This is a genomic window from Streptomyces sp. NPDC047841 (assembly GCF_040704085.1).
GTDB lineage: Bacteria > Actinomycetota > Actinomycetes > Streptomycetales > Streptomycetaceae > Streptomyces > Streptomyces argyrophylli.
Map to the genome: position 1 here is coordinate 1 of NZ_JBEYRP010000056.1, position 22639 is coordinate 22639.

19 protein-coding genes and 3 pseudogenes are annotated in these 22639 nt (G+C 69.5%); 8 read left to right on the forward strand and 14 right to left on the reverse strand.

All coding sequences use genetic code 11. The features are described from left to right. Nucleotides 1-95: 95 nt before the first annotated feature. The 3 genes and pseudogenes from AB0947_RS41170 to AB0947_RS41180 form a co-directional block, all read right to left on the reverse strand. Entirely contained in the window at nt 96-464 is a 369-nt protein-coding gene (locus AB0947_RS41170; RefSeq protein ID WP_366755513.1) for an ATP-binding protein, read from the reverse strand. Next, nucleotides 395-595 (reverse strand): annotated as a pseudogene (locus AB0947_RS41175) (pyridoxamine 5'-phosphate oxidase family protein); the annotation flags it as partial. The gene AB0947_RS41170 and the pseudogene AB0947_RS41175, both read right to left, overlap by 70 nt. Nucleotides 596-894: 299 nt before the next feature. Next, entirely contained in the window at nt 895-1065 is a 171-nt protein-coding gene (locus AB0947_RS41180; protein WP_037661814.1) for a hypothetical protein, read from the reverse strand. 366 nt (nt 1066-1431) lie between these two features. Between AB0947_RS41180 and AB0947_RS41185 the strand changes: the two genes are divergently transcribed. The 3 genes from AB0947_RS41185 (at nt 1432) to AB0947_RS41195 (ending at nt 3146) form a co-directional block, all read left to right on the forward strand. Then, complete coding sequence (locus AB0947_RS41185) at nt 1432-1572, forward strand: hypothetical protein (RefSeq protein WP_366755497.1); 141 nt, start codon at nt 1432-1434, stop codon at nt 1570-1572. A 29-nt stretch (nt 1573-1601) separates the two neighbouring features. Further along, complete coding sequence (locus AB0947_RS41190; RefSeq protein ID WP_366755498.1) at nt 1602-2105, forward strand: hypothetical protein; 504 nt, start codon at nt 1602-1604, stop codon at nt 2103-2105. Between the two features lie 729 nt (nt 2106-2834). Then, entirely contained in the window at nt 2835-3146 is a 312-nt protein-coding gene (locus AB0947_RS41195; protein WP_366755499.1) for a hypothetical protein, read from the forward strand. 968 nt (nt 3147-4114) lie between these two features. Here the strand turns inward: AB0947_RS41195 and AB0947_RS41200 are convergent. Then, nucleotides 4115-5212, reverse strand: a complete 1098-nt coding sequence (locus tag AB0947_RS41200) for a hypothetical protein (protein WP_366755500.1) — start codon at nt 5210-5212, stop codon at nt 4115-4117. A 395-nt stretch (nt 5213-5607) separates the two neighbouring features. Between AB0947_RS41200 and AB0947_RS41205 the strand changes: the two genes are divergently transcribed. After that, nucleotides 5608-5802, forward strand: coding sequence for a hypothetical protein (locus AB0947_RS41205; RefSeq protein ID WP_366755501.1), 195 nt, complete (start codon nt 5608-5610; stop codon nt 5800-5802). 844 nt (nt 5803-6646) lie between these two features. On the opposite strand, the gene AB0947_RS41210 is transcribed toward AB0947_RS41205, so the two are convergent. Continuing rightward, on the reverse strand, nt 6647-6970 hold the full coding sequence (locus AB0947_RS41210) for a WhiB family transcriptional regulator (RefSeq protein WP_366755514.1): 324 nt from the start codon (nt 6968-6970) through the stop codon (nt 6647-6649). Between the two features lie 163 nt (nt 6971-7133). After that, entirely contained in the window at nt 7134-7394 is a 261-nt protein-coding gene (locus AB0947_RS41215; RefSeq protein WP_366755502.1) for a hypothetical protein, read from the reverse strand. Between the two features lie 992 nt (nt 7395-8386). Here AB0947_RS41215 and AB0947_RS41220 point away from each other — a divergent pair. Continuing rightward, nucleotides 8387-8458 (forward strand): annotated as a pseudogene (locus tag AB0947_RS41220) (DUF6233 domain-containing protein); the annotation flags it as partial. A gap of 101 nt (nt 8459-8559) precedes the next feature. Here AB0947_RS41220 and AB0947_RS41225 read toward each other — a convergent pair. Continuing rightward, complete coding sequence (locus AB0947_RS41225) at nt 8560-8718, reverse strand: DUF6417 family protein (RefSeq protein WP_366755504.1); 159 nt, start codon at nt 8716-8718, stop codon at nt 8560-8562. A gap of 411 nt (nt 8719-9129) precedes the next feature. Here AB0947_RS41225 and AB0947_RS41230 point away from each other — a divergent pair, with 411 nt between their 5' ends. Continuing rightward, entirely contained in the window at nt 9130-10419 is a 1290-nt protein-coding gene (locus AB0947_RS41230) for an FAD-dependent monooxygenase (RefSeq protein WP_366755505.1), read from the forward strand. Between the two features lie 118 nt (nt 10420-10537). On the opposite strand, the pseudogene AB0947_RS41235 reads toward AB0947_RS41230, so the two are convergent. Continuing rightward, nucleotides 10538-10732, reverse strand: a pseudogene (locus tag AB0947_RS41235) (lamin tail domain-containing protein); the annotation flags it as partial. A gap of 372 nt (nt 10733-11104) precedes the next feature. After that, nucleotides 11105-14554, reverse strand: a complete 3450-nt coding sequence (locus AB0947_RS41240) for a phosphodiester glycosidase family protein (RefSeq protein ID WP_366755506.1) — start codon at nt 14552-14554, stop codon at nt 11105-11107. Between the two features lie 838 nt (nt 14555-15392). Here AB0947_RS41240 and AB0947_RS41245 point away from each other — a divergent pair. Then, complete coding sequence (locus tag AB0947_RS41245; protein ID WP_366755515.1) at nt 15393-15932, forward strand: DUF6882 domain-containing protein; 540 nt, start codon at nt 15393-15395, stop codon at nt 15930-15932. Between the two features lie 468 nt (nt 15933-16400). Here the strand turns inward: AB0947_RS41245 and AB0947_RS41250 are convergent, their stop codons facing one another. The 4 genes from AB0947_RS41250 to AB0947_RS41265 form a co-directional block, all read right to left on the reverse strand. Next, nucleotides 16401-17333, reverse strand: a complete 933-nt coding sequence (locus AB0947_RS41250) for an ABC transporter substrate-binding protein (RefSeq protein WP_366755507.1) — start codon at nt 17331-17333, stop codon at nt 16401-16403. Nucleotides 17334-17343: 10 nt separating this feature from the next. Then, the gene (locus tag AB0947_RS41255; protein WP_366755508.1) at nt 17344-18006 is read right to left on the reverse strand and encodes an ABC transporter permease; all 663 of its coding nucleotides are present in this window, start codon (nt 18004-18006) and stop codon (nt 17344-17346) included. Next, complete coding sequence (locus AB0947_RS41260) at nt 18006-18647, reverse strand: ABC transporter permease (protein WP_366755509.1); 642 nt, start codon at nt 18645-18647, stop codon at nt 18006-18008. Before AB0947_RS41260 ends, AB0947_RS41255 begins: the two co-directional genes overlap by 1 nt. A 288-nt stretch (nt 18648-18935) precedes the next feature. After that, the gene (locus AB0947_RS41265) at nt 18936-19970 is read right to left on the reverse strand and encodes an ABC transporter ATP-binding protein (protein WP_366755510.1); all 1035 of its coding nucleotides are present in this window, start codon (nt 19968-19970) and stop codon (nt 18936-18938) included. Nucleotides 19971-20111: 141 nt separating this feature from the next. On the opposite strand from AB0947_RS41265, the gene AB0947_RS41270 reads away from it, so the two are divergent. Then, nucleotides 20112-21611, forward strand: coding sequence for an aromatic amino acid ammonia-lyase (locus AB0947_RS41270; RefSeq protein ID WP_366755511.1), 1500 nt, complete (start codon nt 20112-20114; stop codon nt 21609-21611). Between the two features lie 423 nt (nt 21612-22034). Here the strand turns inward: AB0947_RS41270 and AB0947_RS41275 are convergent, their stop codons facing one another. After that, the gene (locus tag AB0947_RS41275; RefSeq protein WP_366755512.1) at nt 22035-22250 is read right to left on the reverse strand and encodes a hypothetical protein; all 216 of its coding nucleotides are present in this window, start codon (nt 22248-22250) and stop codon (nt 22035-22037) included. Nucleotides 22251-22639 lie beyond the last annotated feature (389 nt).

The window sequence follows — 22639 nt, forward strand, 5'->3', positions numbered from 1 at the left end:
GACGCTTTTACTTGTGAGATAACCTGCGGCGAAACATCCCGCTGTCGACACAAAGCCGGTCTCTGGTCCGGTCGCCGCCTCGCAGACGGCACCTATCACGTACCCTGCCGCGAGGCTCGCAGACGAGCGAGCAGCCGCTGTGACATCGCCTGAGAACAGGTCCTGCGGGCGTGGTTGCGGACCCACTGGGCGTACTGCTCGATGTTCACCTCGTCGGGGTCGATGCCGACCAGTTCGCACGTGGCATCCCGCACGCCGAAGATGATCAGGCCGCCGCGGGTGTTGGCCATCGCGGCGACGTCCTTGGTCAGTTCGTCCCAGCGTCCCTCCCGCAGGGGCTGGGGAAGCTGTTCCTTCCAGTCCAGGTCGTCGGACTCCGCCAGCCGGTCGGCAGCCGCAGGTGCCCGACCTTGATGCGGTCGGCCGTCGTCGAAAACCGCACAATGCGGCCCTCGGAGTCCCAGCTGTACAGCATGGTGGTCAGGTGGGGGTGGCCACTGCGCTTGACGGTGGCGAGCGTGCCGAACTGTTGCCTGCCAAGCAGGTCGGAGAGGGCTTCGTCCGACAGTGAGCGAGGCGCTGGTCCTTGAGTCATGACGTGGTCAACATCCATAGCCACCCGACAATTTCGTGCACGCCGTGCCCCCCACTTTCACAACACGCCGCAGATGTAGGCGCGATACGCACCGGCCCCGCAGACAGGAGGAGCAGGGTTCCACTGCTGAGTCTGCGGGGCCGGTGCATGACTCACGTACCCTGCGGTGCGCCCGATAAGCCCGTTCCCTCCCAACCGCAGCAGGCAAGCTTCTCTTTCATGCCAGTGGGCCCGGCCGTGTCGGCCGGGCCCACTCATTGCTTGCGCGTGGCGCGCTCCTCGCGCCGGATGTCTTTCGTCTACCAGCGGTACCAGCGGCCCTTGCGGCCGCCACTGTCCGCGGAGCGCACGACGAAGCCGAGAAGCCACACGATGAGCACGATCACTGCGATCCACCACAGTGCCTTCAGGGCGAAGCCCGCACCGAAGAGGATCAGAGCCAGCAGAAGAACCAGAAGCAGGGGAACCATCGTTATCAACCTCCTGACCACCGGATGCCCTTACTCCAGCCCTACAAGCACACAAAATAAGAGTTACTTCCAAGGCATCAGGGGCATATGCGCGCCGCACGCCATCGACGGTTCCCCCCTTCTCCCATCTCACGCGCCCCGCACACGCAGCAAGTATCACTCAAAGCTATGCCGTGGCCTTGGGTTTGGTGGGGCCGATGCGGGAGCGCGCGCACAGCCGGCACCCCAGACAGGCGACCGAGGAGACTCCAGCCGTGACCGCCAGCGGATAGGCCGAACTCAGGCCGGACAGCGCGCCGCCGCCCGACGAGTTGAACAAGGGCCAGGCAAGTACGTGGACGACGCGCATGAGGCCGGCGCGGCGCTGTGAATCAACGAGGCGGCCGGTTCAGCTGGCGCATGATCAACGCCAAGCAGAACGAAAAGGGCGGCAAGGCCCTTGGCCGCTTCTACCTCCACAACCGTGTCCTGGAGAAGGATAGGTTCCTCGTCTGGATCAAGCCCTGACCACGTGACCGATCACCCAGGAACACTCCATGACCGAACAGGCCGAGCAAGGGCGCCAGCTTGTGCCCGTGCAGTACCACCAGTTCCAGATCAGCGACGAGAACGGCCCCGCCGGCCCCGATCTGCCTCGCGAGCACAACGGCCTGATCGAGGTACAAGACGGCATCGCCACCATCCACACCGGCATCCACACCGGAGACGTCGACGTCACCGTCACCTGCCACACCCAGGCCCCGCAGCCCGGGGACGAAGTGTGGGAGGAGATCGTCGAGGTGTCCCTGCACTCGGTGTCGGGAGAGCTGATGGTGCGAGGGCTGATGGACGACCTGGACGAGGAGCTGCCGGTGCTCTCCTTCGCCGGCCCTGGCGACTACCGGCTGCGCATCCATGCCCGAGGCCGGGACACCGCCACCGACCTCGTCCCGGACGAGGTCACCGAGTGGTACCTCATCCAGGTATGGCCGGCACCGCCACAGGACGTGGCCGTACTCCGCCAGACCGACACCTACGGAGCCTCCGTCCGAACGCGCTGAGAACTCGCTCTCGCCCTTCCCCCGCCTTGGCGATCGGCGAACCTTCCCGGCAGCTCTGGAAGGCGCCGGAGCAGTGCAGCGCTAAGGCCTCGCCGAGAGCTGCGGCAGCAGGGGAGTTACGGACCGTGGAACGCCCTGACCATGGAGCTCAGCGACGGATGGGGTCCGCACTCAAGCCCTCGCGCACCTGTGAAGGCAGCACTCTGTGTGCAGCGAGCGTCTCCTGGACTACGGCGTGCAGGCCTTCGCCGTCGACGCCCCGTCCAGACTCGGGCCTCGGTGGCAGCGATGCAGCCGTCTGCGGACCGCGTTGGCGCCCTCGCGCCGCAGCACGGTCATCAGCCGTGTCCGGCACCGGTGGACCGGTGCTTCCCGGCGCACCCGTGCCAGGGCCGCCTGCTGGGACCGAACTCGCGGCGGCCGCGGTGATCGGCGGCTGACACGGCTCACCGAAGCACCGATGAGGGCCGTCACGGGCGACGTCGACGCCGACCTTCACCCCCAACGGATCAGTCGTCGCCCATGCTCCAATGTGGCGTGCGGACAGCCCAGTTGGATGCCCTATCCTGGTCGACAAGGTCTGCACCGGACCGAGGGCTCAAAAAAAAAGCCCTTCGGGTGTGACCTTCCGCACACCAAGCAGATAACAGCCTGGTGACAGGCACACGTTCGAAGGGCCTCAAGCGCAGGGGCCTTCGAAACTGGCCCCCTGGATCGCAAAGGGCCTCAGTGAATCTGCACATCGACCCCGTGAACGGCTTCGTTGTGGCGATCGGCTGCCTCATCGGCTACCTCGTGTACCGCAAGCCGCTCATCAGTGCCGGCGTCGATCGTCAGCCGTCCGGCGGTGACCTGGCCGGTGGTATCGCGGCGGCGTTGGCTGCCGTCCTCATCCTGGCTTTCCTCTTGGGCGTCGGGGACGGCAAGAACGCCGACACCCAGGACGGAGGGCGCAAGCCCACCCCTGTGGCGAGCGAGAGGACAGTACGCCCGTCACCGGACGCACCAGACGAGTTGACCAACAGGCAGGACCGCCCATAGGGGGCCCGCGCGGCACCTTCACTGGAAGGTGATACCGCCGCGCGGCCTCGCGCCGTTGTCGCACTGATCACTCACGCCAGCATCGGCGCCATCCATCAAAGGTGGCTTCCTGTAAAGCGGTGAGCCGGGTGCGGCGCAACGCAACGCGCCCGGGCATCACCGTCGTTACCCTGGACGGCAGGGTGCGGCGCTTCCCCGTGGCGCCGCACCCTGACACGACGGTCAGCCTCCCGAGCCGGGTCCGAATGGCGGGACGTCGGTGGCGGAGAGGTCGGGGCGGGCCCGTACCACCGGGCGGAGTGCCGCCAGCGGCCAGCGCTGTCTCTGGCCAACGTCGACCCCCACTACCACGACCATCCCGGGCCGTACGAGGGTGACATACGGGGTTTCGCGGGTTCCCCACGCGGCGCTGAACGACCATCCCGTCCAAGGGTTCAGCGTCCGAACGCCGTCGGCCCCGCTGCCGTACTACGACCCGCCTCGCGGGCCGCGGCGAGGACCTCGGTGCACAGGCGGACCGCTCGGCCAGCCTCGGCCGCAGCGCCGTGCAGGGTGCCCGACGTCTTGCCGCAACTCTTCCGTGCCGCCCGCCGACTGTTCGGTGCCGAAATCGGGCCCGCCCAGCTCACGGCGGTCCTCGCGACGCCGTCCCTCGGCGGTGGCACCCTGCCCTTGTAGACGTCCGTCCTCTGCGGCTGCGCCCGATGGCGCAACCGGGGCGCCTACTCGGTTATCAGCCCGTTGACGCCGCAGCTGCTGGGTCAGGTCATGCGCTGGGCGTCCGTTCCGGGATGGTTAGCTCAAGTCGGTACCGCGGCGGTGACATGGCCAGGCGAACGCGGCTGCTGCGCCCTTAAGCGTGGTCAGCTCATGAGGAGTCATGGATTCTGCCAAGGCTGACAGACGGGCCCTGCCGAAAGCATTCTGCCCGGCAGGTCCGCGTGTGCGCGCCAGGTCCGTCTCCACGGTCAGGACGCTGGTGCGGCAGGGTGTGCGGCCAGGTACTGGTCGACGGCAGTGGTGATGTCGGTGCGGACCTGACCGGACAGCAAGGAGGCATCCAGCTGCTGCAGGACCTTCTCGCCACAGTTCATGGTGGTGATCAGCCACCGCAGGAAGACGGAGAAGGCGACGTTGCGTACAGCCGTAATGTCTGCGTCGGACAAGGGGCGTTGGGGCTCACCGTGTGCGTAGCGGGAACGCTGGCTGTAGGCGCGACCGACGGTGGTTGAGACGTTCAAGCGGGTCTGGTCGCTGGTGTGCAGAGCGGCCGCGCGCTGCCGGGTGGTGCGGCGTTTGTCGCTGCGTCCGTCGAAGGCGAGCAGGGATTCAATGGCGACGACGTAGTCCAGCAGGACGTCCTCGGCGTCGGCTTCGTCGACGAAGTCGCCGCCGAACGTGCGTTGCGAGGCGCGCAGCAGCCGACGGCTGGCGCTGTCCAGGGCAACGGCAGTCGGGCTGTGCTTACTGGCGCTGGTGGTGCGTGAACGCACAGTGGTGATCATGGCGTGGACGCTGGTGCAGAAGTGAGTGAATGCGGATAGCTGGCCAGGGGTGACGTAAGGGCCGTGGCGGCGGTGGTGTTCGCCGACCTCGTTCCCGAGGTGGTCAAAGGCCGGTTCGATCGTGGGCCCGCCCCAGGTGCCGCGTACGTGTCGGCCAGCTTCCACGTGGTAGTAGGCCTCGGGGTGGAGGCTGGCGGACAGGTCCCACATCTGCAAGGTCAGCAGGATGTCGGCGTGCGGGCGCTCGGGCCGGCGGTCGAGATCGGCGAAGTACAGCGTGCCGCGGCCGTACTTGCGGCCTTGGGGAGCGGGTGTGCGCAAGAACGCCGAACCGGCCAGCAGTGCCGGGTCGATGGCGGGAGCTGGTAGATGGCGGGCTATGCGCGGCAAGGCCACCAGGGACTGCAAGGCGGCGCGAGCAGGCACGGTCAGCCGGTAGGTTCCTAGTGTGATGTCGGTGCCAGCCGGAAGGTCGGCGTCGAGCAGGATCCAGGTTTCGATGACCGGCTGAGTGCGGGTGGCGAAGTCTGCCAGGTCCGCGGCCAGGTCAGCGGCCGACACTGTGGTCCCTGCCGCTGCTGCCCGGGCGAGGTGGTCCAGCCCGGTTACCGCGGCGATCGCGGTGGTGTCCAGGGTGCCGTAACGACCCTGAGCTGCAGGCGATCTACGACTGCCTCGCCCCCGCCAGATCCGGTGCGCCGGCCGACACCGCGGAAGCCATCGCCGCCCGCGAGGGTCTCGACCTGGCGGCCGACCTCGCCGCCGTCCGCCGGCGCACCGCCCGCGCCGCCGCAACCCGGCGGCGCACGGACCGGTCAGGCCGCCGCCGCGACGACCGGCGTTCGCTGGAGTCCCACGCCTTCACCCTGCTCAGCCACCAGGCCCCGCACCTGCGCACCCCCGAGTTGCGGACCCTGGCGCAGGCCTGGGTTCGGGTGGGGCTGTGGCCCGAGGAGATGAAGGCGTGGATCGCTGCCCTGGGCGTGGACGGTGCCGCCATAGCCCGGGACTGCCGCACGGCGGGCATCGCCTTGTCCGCAATGGGCATCGTCCTGGACGGGATGCGCGTCAAGCACCGCCTGCGGGGCGGGGAGAGTGCCTTCTCGGTCATGGCCCGCGCCGCGGCCTGCGGGCGCTCGCTGAAGGACTGACCCGCCCGGAGTCTCCTAGGGTGGCGGTGGTCCCCCGCCGGCCCGGATGGGGGCAGGAAGGGGACCGCCGCCAGCACCGAACCCCACGCGCCTGGGTAGGGCGGATGGGGTTCACCGCGGTCCACGCCGGCTGGGGGCGGTTGGATGCGTCGCTGGACGCGCGGGCGGGGCCACGGCGGCGAGACGGCGGGAGTCCGCCTTCGTGCACGGCGCCGCACGGCCGCAGCACGGCAGAGGTGCGACGCGGGCGGCGCGGAGGCGCGGGGAGTACGGCGGCAGGTGCGGGCGGGAGGGTATCCCAGCGCGGCATACACAGCCCGCTACGACGAGGCCGGCTTCCTGCGCGCTCCTGCCGCACCGCAGACTTCTCCCCCTGGGGGTGCCGAGCTCGCCCAGCGGGTCCGTTCCATGGCCGACTGGCTTCTCAAGGAGCAGGCATCCCGTTCCTCGCCCCCGCCTCCGCAGCGCCCGCCCCGGCCCGCCGCGCCTGAGCATGAGCAGACGTCCCCGGAGCACCAGCCGGGCAGAGCACCGGGTCGGTAGTCCTGTCCCCTGCCGCTGCGAGGGCACGGTGCCGGCTGCCGAAAGGGCGAAGCGGGCCGGGCACGCGGCGGCGGGCCGGGCCGCAGATCCCGGGTGACGGACAGGTCCTGCTGTGCCTGCTGGACGCGTATGCGCTCGAAGGCATCTGCGACTTCTGTCAGCGCGCCGCGGACTTCGCTCTGCCCGACATGTGTATCCGGTACGCCAAGTTCTGACGGGTTCTCCGGTCACCGAGGCCGCGTGCCGGACTGACAGCCGTCACCCCACGGGCCGTCCGCCCGGAGAGGGTGGCGCGGGATCGTCATCCGGTTGCGTCCCAGGCATGTCCTTCATCCGCTGCAACCGCTCGTTCGTGCTCCGAGCGGGCGGTTTCCAGCAGGCGTCGCCAGGACGCGACCAGGGGGCGCCGCCGCAGGAGTGCCCTGCGTTCTCGCTCGGTCATCCCGCCCCAGATTCCGTGCTCGATACGGTGATCGAGAGCGTGGGCAAGACACTCGGTGCGCACCGGGCAGCCGGTGCAGAGCGCCTTGGCACTGTTCTGGGCCGCGCCTTCCACGAACAGCTCGTCCGGATCGGCCCTCCGGCACACCGCTCGCGCGCTCCAGGCCTCTTGGTCATCCCCGATCATTCGATGCCGTCCTCTCCCCGGTACGGCCCGCCGTCCTCCCTGGGCAGGCGCGGTCCGAGAACGGTACGGCAAGCGCATGCGGCATGGGACATCCACGTGTTCCAGCAATTCCATCGGGTGAAGGAGCCTTGACGGATGCCCGGGCGCCCTGGGGCGTAGATCAGCCAGTGGCCGAGCAGCCGGGCATCGCAGGCAGCGACGCCTCGCCGGTCACGGCGCTGACGCGCCGCCGGATTACCGCGAACGTCTCGGCGCGGTCTTGCATGACGGCGTAGTCGACCCGGTCATAACGCAGTTGGAGGGTGTCGGTGCGGTCCGGGGCCTTCAGCAGGACCAGGCCGAGGCTCCCACCGGGGGTCAGGTTGCGGTGCCCGTGCACCTCCAGCGGCAGACCGTGCTCCGGGTCGGTAAGAGCCCGCACCAGCTCGGCCCTGCGCAGCCCGGTGTCGCAGTCGTGGTCCAGCTCCAGGATCCACCACTGCCCCAGCCGGGCCTCGTGACCGGTGACGACCTGCCGGACGGCAACGGTGTGCAGGAGTCCGAGCCGGCGAAGAAGGCCGCTGGGAAGCCAGGCCCCCTCGCGCCAGATGGACTCGTAGGTAAGCGGCTGACGCTCCTCCTCCCACCGCCGTTCGTGGACGGTCCAGGCGTCGTGGGGGTCCGGCGTCGCCGGCGCTTTCGAGGAACACCACCAGGTCGTGTTCTACGTCGAGGCGAACTACGGCCGAGACATGTACACCTTGGCAATCGGCGCTGCCTGGCAGGCGCTCCAGGGAGGGCCGCATCCCCCAGGGCAAGCTGATGCCGATCACCTACGCCGTTAGCGTCAATCAGGGCAACTGCTGCGGGCGGAACGAGAACGCGCTTGCTGCGACGGATTGCCCGGCACCTCGGCCACCGAGCGCCTGGACCACCTCACCGGCCACCAGCTGCCCGAGCGCGTCGCCCGCGCCCTCGTCGCGGCCACCGGCATGACTGCGCGAGACTAGGACGGCCCGGGCAGCAGAACGCCTACCCTGACCTCTCCCTCACGCGCCCTCACGCCAGGCGGGCGACAACATCACCCGGCGGCCCGCTGAGCGGGCGACCGTTCTCGACCGGGCAGGCTGCCGCCAGACGCGAATAGCCAGCGGGCCGCGGCGCGAGCGACGCCGCAGGACACCCGCCCTGGCGGCCAGCCCACGCCGAAGCCGATGCCCGGGACGATCGCGTGCAACCGATGTTCGATGACCTGCCGCCTGACCTGGAGCGGCTGCGCACTTTGCGGGTGTGGCACGCGATGTGGCTGGCACGCATCGACGGCAAGATCGCGCAGCTGGTGCAGCGGAAGCCGAACAGGAGCACGGTCGGCGGGCGAAGCCGGCGCCGCCGGACTGGATCGTCGAACTCGGTATCGGAGTCGGCAAGCCGCCCGTGCAGGTCCACCGGGGCACCTGCTACATGGCGGGCAAACGGCACCGTCCCGTCGGCCCGGACGAGGCTCGCCGGCTGCTGGCCGACGGCACCAGCGCGTGCAGCCACTGCCGCTCCGGCACCGCTCTCGGTATCGCCGGCTTAGCCGACCGCGGCAACCGAGCAGCGGCGGCTCACTCCTGTGAAGGGACACGGGCAGCGATCTCCTTGGCCCAGCGCCCGGCCTCCGGCGCGTGGTCCTCGCCCTCGGCGGTGACGAGCCGCAGCCAGTTCAGCAGGTCGTGCGCCTCGGGAAGCGTGAGCAGCGGCACCCGCTCGCCCGCTGCCTCCATCGGCGCGAACTCGATCTCGTCCAGGTCCAGGTCCCCCTACGCGGTGAAAGGCTCTGCGGGCTTCAGCCAAACGATCGTCCCCGCAAGCAATAGGTGAGGCCTGGGACACAGTCCCCATCACCACCACGCTCCCAACAACCATGCCCGCCCGGACTGTCCGCGGACCGCACCGGTCGGTGCACGGTCCCGAACCTAGGCGTTGCGGGGCCGGCGGCCTGCTGGTCTTTTTCGCGGCCGCCTTCTTCGCCGGGGTCTTCTTGGGCGGCTGTTTCTTCGCGGCGGCTTTTTCGGCTGCGGCAGGTCGCGTACCGATGAGTTCTGTGCGGATCCGCCGTCCACACCCTGGATCCACTGACAGGGGGGCCTGTGCTGGGAACGTTCCAGCAAGGAAGGAAGCACACGGAGGCAGGGATGAGTGCCAACGGCTCCGAGCAGGAGCGCACGATCCGTACGGGCGAGCAGGGGACGCGGGTGAGCGGTCCCAGGGTGTTGGTGGCGGGGGCGAGCATCGCGGGACCCGCCCTGGCCCACTGGCTGCGCCGGCGGGGAGCCGAGGTGACCGTGGTGGAGCGGGCTCCCGAACTGCGTCCCGGCGGGCAGGCGGTGGACGCACGCGGGGTCGCCAAGAAGGTCATCGGGCGGATGGGGCTGGACGCGGCGGTCCGCGCGGCGTGTACCGACACCGCCGGCGCGCACACCGTGAACGCGGACGGGCAGGTGCTGGAGACCTTCCGCGCGGACGACGATGGTGGCGACGGGTTCATCGCGGACATCGAAATCCTGCGCGGGGATCTGTCCCAGGTGCTCTACGACGACACCCGCGACGGCGTCGAGTACATCTTCGGCGACCGAATCGCCGAGCTCGCCCAGGACGCGGACGGGGTCGACGTAGTCTTCGCGGGCGGCGACCGGCGGCGCTTCGACCTGGTGGTCGGGGCCGACGGGCTGCACTCGGAGCTGCGGGCGATGGTCTTCGGGCCGCATGAGCGGTTCCTCCGCCACTTGGGGCACGCGCTGGCCTTCTACAGTGTGCCCAACGAGTTCGGGCTGGACCGCTGGCTGCTCGAGTACCAGGACCAGGAGTCCGGGCGCTCAGCCCTCCTGCGGCCCATCCAGGACGCCAGCCGAGCGATGGCCATGTTCTACTTCGCCTCGGCTGACGTCGACGTCGACTACCGTGACGTCGCGGCCCAAAAGCGCCTGCTGCGTGAGCGGATGGCGGGCCTGGGCTGGCTGGCCCCGGAGATCCTCGCGCACCTGGACGACACCCCGGACTTCTACCTCGACCAGGTCGCCCAGGTGGTGATGGACCGCTGGTCGAGCGGACGGGTGGGGCTGCTCGGGGACGCGGCGTTCAGCTCGTCACCGATGTCCGGGCAGGGCACCGGGCTGGCACTGGTCGGCGCCTACCTGCTGGCCGGAGAGCTGGCCGCCGCCGAGTGGGACCCCGGCACCGGGTTCGCCCGCTACGAGGCGCGGATGCGCTCGTTCGTCGAGGCCAACCAGGAGATCGGCCGATTGAATGCCCTCAGCCGCGACGCCCCCGGACCAGACGCCGAGCCGCGCCCCGATTTCGCCAGCGAATGGTTCACCGAGCTGGTCGGGCGCGCGATCAACGGCATCGAGCTGCCCGACTACGCCGGGGCGCCGGACTCCGCTGCCCCGGCCGGGTCCCCGATGCCCTCGTCAGCCAAGCCGTAGGCTCCCACACTCAGCCGACCCCGCCACGCACGTACGGAGGGTGGACCGCCCCCGCACGAGGCGACCCACCCTGGACACGTCCGGCTCATAGACCGGAGTCATCTACCGCCGCGCGAGGTCAGTCGCGGTGTCCGTCGCGGTGCTCACCTCCGTGACGCCGGTCGTCACCGCGGTGGTGCCGGTCCTCGCCGCAGTGGTGCCGGTCCTCACCGCGGTGGTCGCGGTCGTAGCCCCAGGACACCTCGTCGACGAACCGGTCGCGGTCGTTGCGCAGGGTCGCGGTGTCGGAGCGGTTGTCCCACACGTACGATCGAGTGAGTAACAAGCCCTCCGGTCAGCTGCCAGGGTGGGCACGGAAGGCAAGGACGCGCCGTGTACGCGGCGCAGCGGCGAGACGGGCTCTGCTGCGCGCTGTGCTCGAAGCCGGCGGGGGCGTGGTGGTCGAGGCGGAGGGGCCCGGCTCCGTCAGCGTGGTGCGGCGGGTCACGCCCGGTCGGCCCGCGGCCGGTGTGAGGGCTGCCAGGACAGTGCAGGAGGCTGCTTCAGGCGGTCCGCTTGCTGCCCGTGGCCTGGGTCGGGGTGGTCGGTTCTGGCGTGCGTGCTCGGTGCGGGCAGTCCCCGGCAAGGTCAGCGTCGACCGGCCAGGGTGCCCGGGAGAGCCCGGGCACCCCTGCGGTGGGTTAGATCACCGGACGACGACCGAGGTGCCGGCCGTGACACCGCCGGCGGTCACCGAGACGGTGACGGGGCCGGGGCGGTGGGCAGTCAGGGCGCCGGTGGCGGGATCCACCGAGGCGACCTTGGGGTCGCTCGACGTCCAGACGTGGGAGGCCGGGTCCGCGATCGGGATCGTGAGCGGTGCGATGTTGTCGCCGCCGATCTGCTCGCCCGTGGCGGTCAGGATGATGTGGTCGCCCTTGGCAACAGGGTCCTTCGGACCGTGGACCGTGATCGACGCGAGCGCGGGCTCCACGGTGTACTGAAGGTCACCGTCGTCACCGATCCGGATGAGACCGAAGTGGTAGATGCCGCCCTGGTCGGCCGGGGCGTAGGCCGGCATGCCGAGGTCGGGGAAGGTGAACTGCGGGATGCCGCCCTCCTCGGTGGTCCCGCTCCGGCCCTCGGGGTCGAGGATCTGCTCGGCGAAGCCGCGGGCGTGACCGTACATCATGATCACGTGCTGCTTCGGGTGCGTCTGCTGGTAGCGCTGCACCAGCCGCAGATACATGCGGGCCTCCCAGCGGTCCGTGAACTGGCTGTTCGCGGCCGGGTGCGGGTCGTAGGCGGGCATGTGCGTGACGACCAGTACGTCCTTGGCGGTGGTGTCCGTCAACTGCCGGACCAGCCAGGGGTACTGGGCGCCCTCCGGGTCCTGGAACGGGTCCGAGGACTGCAGGCTTCCGTGTGAGTTGTCGGTGACGATCAGCCGCGCCGCTTCCTGGGTGTAGGCGTAGTGGGTGTCGCCGAAGGTGTCACTGTAGTTGCCGTTCTCGGTGTCGGCGCCCTGGGTGATCTCGTGGTTGCCGACGATGTCACGCGCGGGAATGCCGAGCGCGTCCATCTTCGACTTGGCGAACCGCAGATCCGCGAGCTTGCCGTCGTCCGTCATGTCGCCCAGGAACTGGGCGGCGTCCGGCCGGGCCTGCGGGGTGAGCTTGGGCAGTCGCTCGGCGACGGAGTCCATCACGTTGCTGCTCACCGACCCGAGGTCGGAGGCGAGCAGATGGGCGTCGTCACCGGTGAGGAGGGTGGTGCCGCGCTTCGCGAAGTCCGCGGAGTCCTCCTCGAAGGACAGCCACTCGGGGTTCTCCGGGACGGCGTGGTAGTCGGGCGCTGTGACGGGCCGCGGAGAGTACAGGGCCTGCAGACCCGCGACGTTGAGCGAGCCGCTGTAGGCGGTGCTCGGGCTGATGGCCAGGAAGTCGATGAAGCTGATGGTCAGCGGGAACTGCATGCCGGCGGGCAGCTGGGCCACCGCCAGGTGCCAGTCCCTCCAGGTGACGTACGTCGGGTAGAACGTGGTCGAGGAACCGTTGACGCCGATGTACTTCTCGGCCAGCTCGATGCCGTTGCCGTCACCCTTGATCCACATACCGATGCCGGTGGGGACCTGGCCGTTGTTCGTGTCGGTCTTCAGGGTGGTCTTCGGGGAGAGCACCAACTGCTTCACGCCGGACCCGGTCGGCATCGAGTAGTCAAGCCTCAGCGATCCCGACTCGTCGGATCCCGGCGGGACGACGCCCGGGTCGGCGGTCAGGGTGGCGGGCTTGCCGGTGGAGTTGTTGCTGAGCCGCCAGACGTCCGGGCTGGTCATCGGGTCGATGACCTTGTGGACGCTGCCGACGGCGATCGACGCGGTGCCGGTGGCGCCCGCGACCGTCGCGGTCACCTCGGCGAGCCAGCCCTCGTCGGTGTCGGCGGTGAACAGGCCGTGGGCGTCGACGCTGCCGAGGCCCGCCGGGTTCACCTTCCAGGTCGCCGCCTCGGCGGGGATCTGCACCTGGTCGCCGCCCTTGTCGGTGGCCGACGGGGTGAGCTGCCGGGTGGCGCCGTTGTCGAGGTCGGCCTTGTCGGGCGAGACCGTGAGGGACTTCAGCTTGCCGACGACCTCCAGCTTCTCGGAGGCGGAGGCCGTGCCGTCGGAGGCGATGATCCGGCCCGTGCCGGTGCGGCGCGGGGTCAGCACGCCGTTGTCGTACGTGGCGAGGTCGGAGGGCTCGACGCGGACCCGCACGTGCCCGGCCGCCGGATTGGCGAACCGGTCGACGGCGTACACCGGCAGCGGGACGGACCCGCCGGCTACGGTGGTGAGCGTCTTCCCGCCGTTGACGACGACCTTGTCGGCCGGCCCGGGCTGCTTGGCGGTGGAGTAGAAGAAGATGCCGTTGGCGACCGGGCGTTCGGTGTTTCCGGGCAGGTCGGACGGCGTGTTGACGACCTCGGCCCGGTCGGCCCCGGGGGCACGGCTGACCATGGTGGTGGATCCACCGCCGTCGAACAGCATGGCGGTCCAGGCGCCGTGGGCGACCATGTAACCGGCGACCTCGTCCCGCGTCACGCCGAAGGCCGTGGCAGCGCCGCCATGGCCGTCGACGGCGACGACGACCGCGTGCTTGCCGTCCTTGGTGATGCCGACGGCCGTCTCCGGGTTGGCGCCGCTCGGCGGGGTGCCGGTCGGGTCCCGGTAGACCTTGCCGTCCTTGACCAGAGTATCGACACCGCTGATCAGCTCGGTGACATCGTTGTCGGGAGAGAGGTGGGTGGCGATGCCCGCCTTGTCACCGGTGTGCAGGCTGTCGGCGAGCCACTGCCCGCCGTCGCCGGCGCCGAGCAGGCCGAGCCGGCCGGAGGTCAACCGCGGCACGGTGGTCACCCCGGTCTGCACACTGTCGACGACGAAGCCGCCGTCCGTGGCCCGGCCGAGCACCAGCGTGGACGGCTTCGCCAGGTCCGGGGTCTCGCCGAGATCGGGGGTGACCTCAGTGATGCCGCCGGTCGACACGTCGTTCACCGTGTTCACCGAGGCGAGCGAGCGGGTCGCGGAGCCGGCGGTGATCGATCCGGAGAACGTCTCCGGGCCCATCACCATCGTGCCGTCGGGCTTGACGGCCAACTGGGAGGCGAAACCCGGCTTGGGGCTCTTCAGCACGCGCCCGTCGGAGACGATGCCGCCGAGCGGGCGTCCACTGGCGTGGATCTCGAAGTAGTCGCCGTTGACGCCGGCCACCGCGCCGGTGCGACGGGCCATCGAGGACGGCGTCTCGTCCGCCGGGTCGGTGAGGGTGTCGCCGGCCTCCACCATCCCGACCCGGAGGTTCGGATCGGTCAGGTCGGCCGTGAGCACCTGCATGTGCTGGCGACCGCCGACGGTGTCGTAGGTCTCGCTGTAGTGCCGCAGACCACGGGTGACGGTCTCGTCCGGTGTACGGGTGTGGTCCACCACCACGGGCCAGTTCTGCGGTGTGTCCGGCAGCCAGTCAGGCTGCGCCGTCTGCCGGGGCGCGGCCGTGTCGTCGGCGGAACCGAAGGCGGTTCCCGCCCCGCCCACGGCGCCGGCGAGCGTCAGCGCCAGCGCCGCCGCCACCGCGGTACGGCGTGAGCCGGCCGCCAGGGGTCTCTTGCTACGAAGTGTCATCACGCGTTTCCTAGAGGAGTGCGCCGATGGTCATCGACGCCCACGACCACCGCACACCGGCTCGGCGGAGCACAGGTGTCCGGACCCGGTGGCGAAGATGACGATCAGGAGCGCGTCCCGGGCCGTTGGTCACGCGGCATTCACCATCGACGTGCGTGGGGGGCTGTCGACCCGTGTGGCACGAGCGTGTAGACGGTGGGCCTGTCGGTGTTCCGCCGGGAACGTCGTCATCGGTTGCTCGGCGGCCGCAGGAGCTGGGGGTAACGCCCGTTTCAGCGCTCCAGTCGGATCATTGCCATTTGATCAAACGCATCCCGAACCGTTCCAATCGGCGGCGCACCCCACCGCCACGGCGCCCACCGCGGTCGCCACCGGGCCGGTGGCGACCGCGGCCGACTGCGGCCCGCTGCTCCTCCGGCTGACCTTCGGCCTGTTCATGGCCGCGTACGGAGCTAAAAAAGTCTTCGGTCTCATCGGAGGTGGTGGCCTGACCGCGACCGGCAGGGCCTTCGAAGCCCTGGGTTATCGCCCGGGAGCGGAGTGGACCGGCGACAGGCGCACGATCAGACTGTTGACCTGCCCGGCGTGCGGCCGGATCACGTTCGCCGGTGGCGACCGCCGCCGCGACGCGGTGTACTGCTCCGGCCGCTGCCGCTCCAGATGTCCCGTCTCATTTGATCTTGCCTGCTTCCGAGACTGTGACCTGGGCTGATGCATGAGCGGGTGAGGCGGTGCTGCGCCGGATTCTCAGTCGGTCTCCCTGTCGCTGCTGAGGCGACAGTCGTGCGGGGGCATCGTCGGCCGGTCGGAGGTATCTGGCAGACTCCGCAGCGTGGGAATGTTCAAGCGGGCGATCAAGGCGGATAGTGCAGGTCAGGCTGGGGAGCAAGCCGACCTGAGAGCGCTCCTGCTGCAGGGTGAAGACATGATCGAGCAGGTGGGTAGGGCCCACACGTCCTGGGGCCTGGGCTCGGCGGACCGCTGGGATCTGGACCAGACGACCGGCACCATCACCTGGACCTTCCCTGACAAGACCGCGACTGCGCCCGCGCAGATCCTGGGCAGCTTCGCCCCGAGGGCGGGCTCATGGATGTGGGCCTGGGCCAACCAGAGCCTCCTCCCCGACATGAGCCGCGACTCCCGCAGCTTCTGCGATTGGGCGGAAGCCAACGGACATACCGAGCTGGCCCAGCCAAAGATCGACGCCGACGAACAGACTGCTTCGACGCTCGCAGCCCTGGCGTTCCGGGTCACCGGGGCGACCGGGTATTACAGAGGTCCAGGGGGTGACTCCTCCTACGTGATCATCACGTTCGGACCGGTCACCCTGACGAAGGCGGACGGCAGCATCTCCACCTTCAACATCAATGTCAGCTAGCGTCGGGGCGGTGCCCTGGGCCTTTCCCGAGCACCGACTCTGGAGTGGTCAGCCGCCCTATGAGGCAGCCGTTCCATCCTTCCCGGCGGTATTCTTGGGGCGCGTGTTCGGGCGGTAGTTGGTCCAGGCGCTCGTTCGGTCAGCGTCTGGGACCGCCTGCTGCCTCTCCTCGGCCGCACTTTGACCAGGGCCTTCTGAATCGACACCTGATCGGCAAGACGTCCCCAGCCCGGCACCTTCGCCGGCCCGGATGGGGGCCGTTGCTTCCTGCGGGAAACCACGGTGCATCCGGTATCCGCCGTCCTGCGCTTCGGCCAGAGACTCTCTCCATTCAGGCATCTGGCCGGTTGCGTCGGGCGGAGCATTTTGCTGACGCCGACCGCGGCGCACTCCTCGTCGGCCGAGCCGTACATCGTGACCGTGACGTGCCTCCAGCCGAGAACGGCACCCGGCCTCTCCGGTGATCGTCTATTTCAGCAGCCCATGCTGCCTGGCGTAGGCGTCCGCCACATCCTCGGGGTCCTTCTTGTCCTTGTCCACTCGCCGGTTCAGCTCGGTGAGCTGGGCCGTGGTCAGGAGGTTGCCGAGTCGGGCGAGGGCCTTGCGGACGGTGTCGTCGGCCTTGCGGTCGGCGATGAGCGGGACGATGTGCTGGCTGGGGATCAGTTGCTGGGGGTCGGTGAGGACCACCCAGTCGTTGGCCTTGATGTCGGTGTCGGTGGTGAACAGGTTCGCCACGTCCACGTCCCCCTTCTTCAGGGCGCCCTTGACCAGCGGACCGTCGGAGTCGAGCGACTTGAACTCTTTGAATTCCACGCCGTACACCTCCTTCAGGCCGACCGCGCCGACCTGGCGCTTCTTCACCTCGGGCGCGGCGCCGATGACGAGTTTGCCGTTCTGCTTGCGCAGATCGGCGAGGGAGGTGAGCCCGTACTTCCTGGCCGTCTCCCGGGTGACGGCGAAGGCGTCGGAGTCCTCCGCCATGCCGTAAGGCAGCACCTGGAGCCCGGAGGGGAGGGCCTGGGTGAGGGCGTTTTGCATGGCGCCCGACTCGGTGGCGGTGGACTTTGGGTCGAGGTAGTTCAGGAGGGCGCCCTGGTACTCGGGCAGCAGGTCGATGTCGCCGCCCCTGAGCGCGGGTATGACGATCTCGCGGGTGCCGAGGTTGGGGCGGACGCTCACCTTCACACCGGCGCCTCGCAGAGCGGCCGCGTAGAGGTAGCCGAGCACCTGGTTCTCCGTGAAGTTGGCCGTGCCGATGGTGACTCCGCCCCTGCTGGAGCCGCCACCTCCGGCGGCGGAGCCCTGGCCGTTGAGTGAGGTGATGCCGCTCCCGCAGGCGGAGAGCGCGGGGACGGAGGCGACCGTGAAGAGGGCGCCGAGGAGAGTACGTCGGTTCATTGGTCGTTCCCTACGCGGTGCGGTGACGGAAGAGGAAGCGCTGGAGGGCGGCGAGGACCACGTCCAACCCCACGGCGACCACGGCGACCAGCACCGCGCCGCCGAGCACTTGGACCAGGTCACGCTGGGCGAGGCCGTCGAAGACGTAGCGGCCCAGCCCGCCGAAGGAGACATATGCGGCGATGGTCGCCGTGGCCACGACCTGAATCAGGGCCAGCCGCAGGCCCGTCATGATCAGCGGAAGCGCGAGCGGCAGTTCGACCTGGAAGAGGACCTGGTGGCCGCGCATGCCCTGTCCGCGCGCGGCATCGCGCACGTCCGGGTCGACGGCGTTCATCCCGGCGTAGGTGTTGGTGACGATCGCCGGGACCGCTAGGGCCACCAGGGCGACGTAGACCGGCAGCATCGACAGGCCGCCGGCGAGGAAGACCAGGACGACCAGGCCGACAGTCGGCAGGGCACGGCCGAAGGAGGCGAGGTTGATCGCGAGGAACGCGCCCTTTCCGGTGTGTCCGATCAGCAGGCCGATCGGGAGGCCGATGGCGGCAGCGATCAGCGTGGCCAGCAGGGAGTACTGGAGGTGTTCGGTGAGGCGGTGGGCGATGCCGTCGGGGCCGGTCCACTGGGAGCCGCTGGCCAGCCACGTCCCGAGGTTCTTGAACAGTTCGTACATCAGGCCCGCCTCCTGGTCCACGGGGTGAGGACGTACTGGATGGCGACCAGCAGGGCGTCCGCGACGACGGCGAGGAACAGGGTGAGGACCACTCCGGTGATCACCGGGGTCGGGAAATTGCGCTGGAAGCCGTCGGTGAAGAGCTGGCCGAGGCCGCCGTCGCCGATGTAGGTCGCGACGGACACCAGGGAGATCGACATGACGGTGGCGATGCGGACCCCGGCCATGATCACAGGCAGCGCGAGCGGAAACTCGACGGTGAGGAGGGTACGCAGGGGGCGCGTGCCCATCGCCTTCGCCGCCTCCTTCACCTTCGACGGGACCGAGTCCAGACCCTCCACCGTGTTCCGCAGTAGGACGACCAGGGTGTAGATCGTCAGACCGATCACGGTGGTGGTGCGCGTCAGACCGCTGACCGGCAGGAGCAGAACGAAGATCGCGATCGACGGGATGGTGAACAGCACGTTGGAAGCGCCGAGCAGGAAGCCGCGCAACCAGGATGTCCGGTGGGCGATCACGGCCAGCGGAAGCGAAACCAGCAGGCCGAGGGCAACGGCCGTCAGCGCGGCCTGCAAGTGGGAGAGGGTGAGGGTGGTGAGGTCGTCGGTGTGGGTGGATATCCACGACCAGTCGATCGTCATGCGGCCCTGCCTTCCTTCGCGCGGCCCGCTCGGTGGCGACGACGGGGTCGCGCCAGCGGGGCAGTGATGGGTTTCATGCCGATTGCCGTCCGTAGCGTTGGGGCCCGTTCCTTCTTGCAGGCCGCCGGCCGGGCTCCGCGGACCATCGCTTGGTGGGGCGAGGACGCGCAGACGCCCGAGGCCACGTGACGGGCCGAGAGCCATCTTGTGTGGCGGCCGCGTCATGCTGCGGGACGGCTAGCCTCACCTGGCAGGGCCCCAACTCCGGCGTGTGGCTCGACTTCGGCATCAGGCAGCCACCCTCACTTCGGTGTGGGCCCGGCCGGCGTGTTCGTGGATGTCGTCGCGGGTGGAGACGCCGGTGAGGACGCCGTCGGCGTCGACGCGGACGATCAGGCCGGTGGGAGAAGCGACCGACTCGTTGAGGGCTGCGAGGAGGGAGTCGCTGTCTTTCAGCGGCCGCACCGGGATCTCGGCGTCCTGTGCGGCCCAGTGCAGGGGCTTGTTCTGCGTGTCGAGGACGAGGGTCCAGGTGTCGCCTTGCGGAGCCGGGCCTTGGGGGACCTCGGCGAGGGTCTTCAATGACAGCAGCTTCAGTCCGCGTTCGGCGCCGAGGAAGTCGGCCACGAACTCGTCGGCCGGGCGGGCCAGGAGTTCGGCGGGTGGCGCGCACTGGACGAGGTGGCCGCCGGTGCGGAACACCGCGATCCGGTCGCCGAGTCGTACGGCTTCGTCGATGTCGTGCGTGACGAACACGATGGTCTTGCTCAACTCCTTTTGGAGGCGCAGCAGTTCGTCCTGGAGCTGGGTGCGCACGACCGGGTCGACCGCGCCGAACGGCTCGTCCATGAGCAGCACCGGCGGGTCGGCGGCGAGGGCGCGGGCGACGCCGACGCGCTGTTGCTGACCACCGGAGAGCTGGTGGGGGTAGCGCTTGCCGGCTTCGGCGGCCAGGCCGACGGTCTCCAGGAGTTCTGCGGCTCGGGCCCGGGCCTTTCTGCGGTTCCAGCCGAGGAGCAATGGGACGGTGGCGATGTTGTCGAGCACCGTGCGGTGCGGGAAGAGGCCGGCCTGTTGGATGACATAGCCGATGGAGCGGCGTAGTTCGGCCGCGTCTCGCCGGGTGATGTCCCGGCCGCCGACGCGGATGGTGCCCGAGGTCGGTTCGACCATCCGGTTGATCATCCGGAGAGTGGTCGTCTTGCCGCAACCGGAGGAGCCGACCAGGACGGTGATGCCGCCTTCCGGCATCTCGAGGCTGAGGTCGTGGACCGCTGTGGTGCCGTTTGGGAAACGCTTGTGGACCGCATCGAACTGGATCATGAGATGTCCCTTGCCCGGCTGTATAACGTCATGCAGAGTTCTCTGTGTCTGAATAGCTTGTCAACGGGTCGACGCCAATCCGCTGCACCAGATGGCCGGACAGCAAGACAAGATGCCTGGTTTGAGGGGAGTTTGAGTGTGATGTCGTCTCGCATCGTGGACGCGTCGGAGTGGGTGCCGTCCGCGCGGGCCGCGACCGTCGTCCTGGACGGCAACGGGCTCGGCGTCGAGGACGTCGTACGCCTCGCCGACGGTGCCGCGCGCCCCGTCCCCGAGGCTGACGCGATGCGGCGCGCGGAACACGCCTGGAAGGCAGCCCGCCAGATCGCGGCCGCCGGGCGGGTCTACGGCCGCTCCACCGGAGTGGGCGCCAACCGGAATGAGGACGTGCCCGCCGCGGCCGCCGCCGGCCATGGCCTGCGCCTGCTGCGCAGCCATGCCGGCGCCATCGGCGGACAGCTGCCCGCCCGCCAGGTGCGCGCGATGCTCGCTGTCCGTGCCAACCAGCTGCTGGCCGGCGGCGCCGGCCTGCGACCCAGCGTGATCACGGCGCTGTGCAAGGCCCTGGAGACCGGCGCCCACCCGGTCGTCAACGAATTCGGCTCCGTCGGCACCGGCGACATAGCCGCCCTGGCCCAGGTCGGGCTCGCGCTCGCTGGAGAACATCCCTGGCGCGGTGCAGGCGCCCCCGAACCCCAGCCCCTGGACAACAACGATGCCCTCGCCCTGATCAGCAGCAACGCTCTGTCCCTCGGCCAGTCCGCGCTCGCTCTGCACGAACTGCGCGGACTCGTCGGCGCCACACAGGTCGTCGCGGCGCTCTCCCTGCTCGCCGTCGACGGCTCCCACGAGGCCTACTCCGCGCCCGTGCACGCTGCCCGGCCGCATCGCGGCAGCGCCGAGGTGGCCCGGCGGATGCGAGCGCTCATCGGCGCCGCCGACCGGCCGGCCCCGCCGCTTGGCCGCATCCAGGACCCCTACGGCTTCCGATGCCTGCCCCAGATCCACGGCCCCGCGCACGACGCGGCCGACGCCCTGGAGCAGGTCCTGACGGTGGAGATCAACGCAGCCGCCGAGAACCCCCTCATCGCTCCCGAGGACTTCACCGCCTACCACCACGGCGGCTTCTACCAAACCCAACTCGCCCTCGCACTGGACCACTTCAGGCTCGCACTCACCCAGGTGGCCCGCCTGTCCACCTCCCGCCTGTCCACGCTCAACGAGCCCACCTACACCCGACTGCGCCCCTTCCTCGCCGATCACGAGCCGGCCTCTTCCGGCGTGATGATCCTCGAGTACGCGGCCGGGGCGGCTCTGGGCGATCTGCGGGCGTTCTCCGCGCCCGCATCACTCGGCCACGCCGTACTCTCCCGGGGCGTCGAGGAACAGGCGAGCTTCGCCTCGCTGGCCGCGCGACAGGCTATGCGCTCGTGCGACGCCTACCGTCTGGTGATCGCCTGCGAACTCGTCGCCGCCGTCCGCGCGCTGCGCCAGCGCGACCTGAGACCCGACCCCGGGCTGCCGGCGGGGCAGGCGTTCGCGCTCGCCGAGACGGTCCTCAACCCGGACACAACCGACCGGCCACTCACGGACGACGTGACAGCGGCAGCCGCACTGCTGGACCGGTTCGCAGCCATCTGAATCGCAAAACGGCCGATCCCTCCTGCCCGCTCATGCCCGGTCACGGTAGAACCAAAGGCCGTACGGGCCAACCTCTTCGATGCTGCTTTGATCCGGGGGCGCCGGTGCGGGTGGGCTGCGCCGGTGCCGGCACCCTGGCGTGATACCGGGCCTGCCAAGTCCGGAGCCTGCGAAACAGCGTGCGAAAGCCCAGGACCTGGATCACGGCGGCGTTGCGGAGGCGGACCGGACCGCTCCTCCTTCCTCGGGGGGCGACTCGAGCACGCATCCCTTCACGCGCAAGGCTCATAGCGGCTCGTCGTCGGGAAGACGCAGCAGGTGGATGTATGTCTCCGCACAGTCGATCTCACCTGCTCGCGCCTTCCTCCGTCGCCCGTCGTACCTTCTCGTCAGGGAGACGAGGCAGCCCCCGGGTGTGACAGCTCAGACGCACAGGAGTTTGTCCGGGTTGATGACCCTGCGGTACGCGGTGATCAGACCGTGCGCGATCTCGCTCCCGCAGTCCGGGCATGCCGCTCCGGCCGCCGTACTGCAGACGTCGATGCGTATCGCCTCGTGGCTTACGCCCAGCGACAGCACCGACACGTCCGCGCTGGACGGTAACAGCAGGCCCTCCAGACGGGGCGACGTCTCTTCCACGACGCCGCAGTGTCGACCACACCAAGATCGGCCCAGGTCATTTTCAGGCAACCTTCCGGAGCCTGATCGGAGCGACAGCCTTCACTCAGCGTGCGCGCATCACGGAAAGCGAGCCAGAACCGCAAGAAGTGATCGAAGCCAGCACGTCGTCACCGATGACTTTCGGCGATCCCGACGGTCTCCATGCTCTGAGGACGAAGCGAGGAGTGCGAAAGATGAGCAAGTTCGTCTTGATTCCTGGGGCTGGCGGCGCGGCCTGGTACTGGCATCGTGTGGTGCCCGAGTTGCAGGCCAGCGGACACGACGCAGTCGCTGTCGATCTGCCCGGCGCCGACGAGTGCGTCGGGTTGCCCGAATACGCCGAGGCGGTGGTTTCCTCGATCGGCAAC